This is a genomic window from Frankia sp. AgKG'84/4 (genome assembly GCF_023242965.2).
In the GTDB taxonomy this organism is placed as follows: Bacteria; Actinomycetota; Actinomycetes; order Frankiales; family Frankiaceae; genus Frankia.
In genome coordinates this window covers 1-2,940 of the sequence record NZ_JALKFU020000625.1, presented here as the reverse complement: position 1 = coordinate 2,940, position 2,940 = coordinate 1, and the positions used below count along the sequence as shown (strand labels likewise).

The 2,940-nt window shown below is 75.2% G+C and carries 2 protein-coding genes and 1 pseudogene; all 3 read right to left on the bottom strand.

Translation table 11 applies throughout. The features are described from left to right. Positions 1-786: pseudogene (locus tag MXD58_RS24185) on the bottom strand (hypothetical protein); the annotation flags it as partial. 91 nt (positions 787-877) lie between these two features. Then, positions 878-1,708, bottom strand: coding sequence for a nitronate monooxygenase (locus tag MXD58_RS24180; RefSeq protein ID WP_250609992.1), 831 nt, complete (start codon positions 1,706-1,708; stop codon positions 878-880). 104 nt (positions 1,709-1,812) lie between these two features. Continuing rightward, the coding region (locus tag MXD58_RS24175) for an AMP-binding protein (protein WP_250609991.1) at positions 1,813-2,940 on the bottom strand (1,128 nt) is incomplete at its 5' end.

The following is a 2,940-nucleotide window of genomic DNA, read 5'->3' as shown; positions in this document are numbered from 1 at the left end:
CCCGCGGCGCGGGTCGGGCTGGCGCGGCCCGGTGGTGCGGCTCAGCGGCGAGGTGAACGGGTCGTGGCGATCGACGTCGCCGTGGCGCTCGGACCTGGCGGGCTGGTCCCCCGGGCCCGGGTTGCCGGCCAGGGAGGTCGGCGCGCCGACGCCCGGGGCACCGTCGCGGGCGGGGGGCTCATAGCCGGCCGGGTCGTAGCGCCCGGGCTCCGGGAAGCTCGCCCCCTGGCCGGGGCGCGCCGCTGATCCGCCAGCCAGGCGCCCGTCCGCGCCGGCCGCCGGGCTGGCGAAGTTCGCCGAGTAACCGCTGTCCTGGCGGGCGCGACGGCTGGGCAGCCGCGGCAGATCCCCGCCGCGCGGTTCCCGGTCCCGCTCGGCGCCGCCGCCGCGACCGTTGATCCGCGCGTGGCGCGGCTCGCCGCCGGTCGACGGGTCACGGTCGGGTGAACCGGGTTCACCGTCGAGGGCCGGCTCCGCAGCCTCGCCCGGGACGTGGGTCGGGCCGTCGGCGCGCCGGCCGTCGGCGCGGGGCGGCGGGGGTCGGTCGGCGACGAACCAGTTCGACCGGACGGTGGCGAACACCGGCAGGTCGTCCAGGAGGGTCTCGTCGGCCCCCGTGGTTGACTCGGGCAGGTGCGCGGGCTGCGGCGTGGTCAACGGCCCGTCGGCGAGCGGCCCGTTGACGGGCGGCCCCTCGGCGAACGGCCCGCTGACAGGCGGCCCCTCGGTGAACGGCCCGTCGAGGATCCCATCGGCGGGGATTCGATCGGCGGGGACCGGCGACACCGACGGCGCTCGGTGTCGCGTCCCCGCTGCCCACGGTGGCGACCAGCTCAGCTGGTCAGGCGGTGTTAGCTGGTCAGGCGGTGTTAGCTGGTCAGGCGGTGGCGGCGAGCAGGCGGCGGGTGCGGGCGCGGGCGTCGTTCCACTCGCGCCGGGTGGTGTCGATGACCTCGGCGGCGGTGGTGATGGCGTGCACGCCCGCGGCCGTGTGCCCGGCGCTGCCGGCGGCACCGGGCAGGAGGCTGACGGTGACGCCGTTGGGGGCGGTGCCCAGGGTGATGTCGTCGAGGGTCGCGTCGACGACGGCGCGGCGCCAGGCGTCGGTAGCGCCACTCTCGGCGGTCGCGATGAACCGGGTACCCATGTAGCCGAGGTCGTAGCCGAGGGTGATGGCCGACCACAGGGCGGTGCCGTCACTGATCCCGCCGGCGAGCACCAGCGGGCCGTCATGGAAGCGGCGCACGGCGCGGGCGAACGCGAACGGGTTTGCCCAGCCGGTGTGGCCGCCCGCACCGGCGGCCAGCAGGACGAGACCGTCGGCGCCGGCGGCCGCCGCCTTCTCGGCGTGCTTGAGCGAGGCGACGTCGGCGAACACCCGGACGCCGGCCCGGTGCAACGGGCCGATGACCGGCACCGGCGTGCCGACACTGGTGATGACCAGGCGGACCCCGCGTCGCACCAGGGTGTCGAGGTCCTCGTCGAGCCGGGTGTTGGAGCGGTGGACGATGAGGTTCGCCGCGACCGTCGCTTCGATCTCGTCGAGCCAGTCCGCGAGCTCGGTGGTCGACCGGCAGTTCGACGTCGGGAACGCGCCGACGAGACCGGCCGCGCACGCCGCCGCGACCAGCGCCGGCGTGGACACCGTGGTCATCGGCGCGGCGATCAGCGGCAGGGCGAGACCATCCAGCGGGTCGGCCCCGGTCACAGAGCTGGCCACGGTCACAGAGCTGGCCACGGTCACAGGGTCGGCGCCAGTCACTGGGTCGGCGGCGGTCACTGGGCTGGCGGCGGTCACTGGGTCGGCGGCGGTCACTGGGCCGAACCGGCGGCGTCCGCGGCCCGTTCCGCCGCCCACTCACGCAGGGTGCCCTTGGCGACCTTGTCGAGGGTGGCGCGCGGCAGCTCGTCGATGACGTGGACGTCGTGGGGGACCTTGAAGTCGGCGAGCGCGGCACGGCACGCCGCCAGGACTTCTTCGCGCAGCACGTCGTGGTCGGTCCCGGCGTCCGGGCGCAGGGTGATGAACGCGACCGGGATCTCGCCGCGGATCCGATCCGCTCGGCCGACGACGGCGCTGGCCAGCACCCGGGGCACGGTGTTGACGACGCGTTCGATCTCGGCGGCGGCCACGTTCTCACCGCTGACCTTGAGCATGTCCTTGGCCCGGCCGGCGAAGCGCACCGCGCCGTCGGGCAGCTGGGTGACCAGGTCGCCGGTGCGGAACCAGCCGTCCTCGAACGCCTTCGTGGTGGCCGCCGGGTCGGCGATGTAGCCGGCGAACAGCGACAGCCCGGGTACCCCGCCGACCTGCAGCTCGCCGACCTCGCCGGGTCCGGCGTCGCGCCCGTCGGCCGTGCGGATCCGCACCTGGTACTGCGGCGCCGGCCGGCCGATGACCATCGCCTCGCCCGGAAAGTCCACGTCGCCGCACACGGGGGTGGAGACGACCTCGGTCATGCCCCACGCGGGGAAGATCCGCACGCCGTAGCGGGCCTCGAAGCTGGGCAGCTCCAAACCGCCGATCCAGCTCCGGTAGCTGTGGTCGGGCACCGGCTGGTCGGCGAGGACCTCCATCATCAGGCCGAGCAGGCCGGTCACGGTGCACCGGTTGCGAAGGGAGACCGCCCAGAACCGGCTGGCGGAGAACTTCGGTTGCAGCACGATGGTGCCGCCGACCCACAGGGTGGGCAGCAGCTGCCAGGACAGCGCATGGGTGTGGAACAGGGGGGCGTAGACGAGCATGACGTCGTCCGGCAGCAGGCGCCACAGCGACGAGCCGGTCCGCCCTGTCCACAGCGCGTTGCCGTGGGTGTAGAGCACCGCCTTCGGCCGTGACGTCGTCCCCGACGTGAGCTGGACGCACAGCGGCGCCCCCGGGTCGGCGGGGCGCGGCGGCGGCGCGTCGATGTCGGCGTCGGTGTCCGCGGCGAGGCCCGC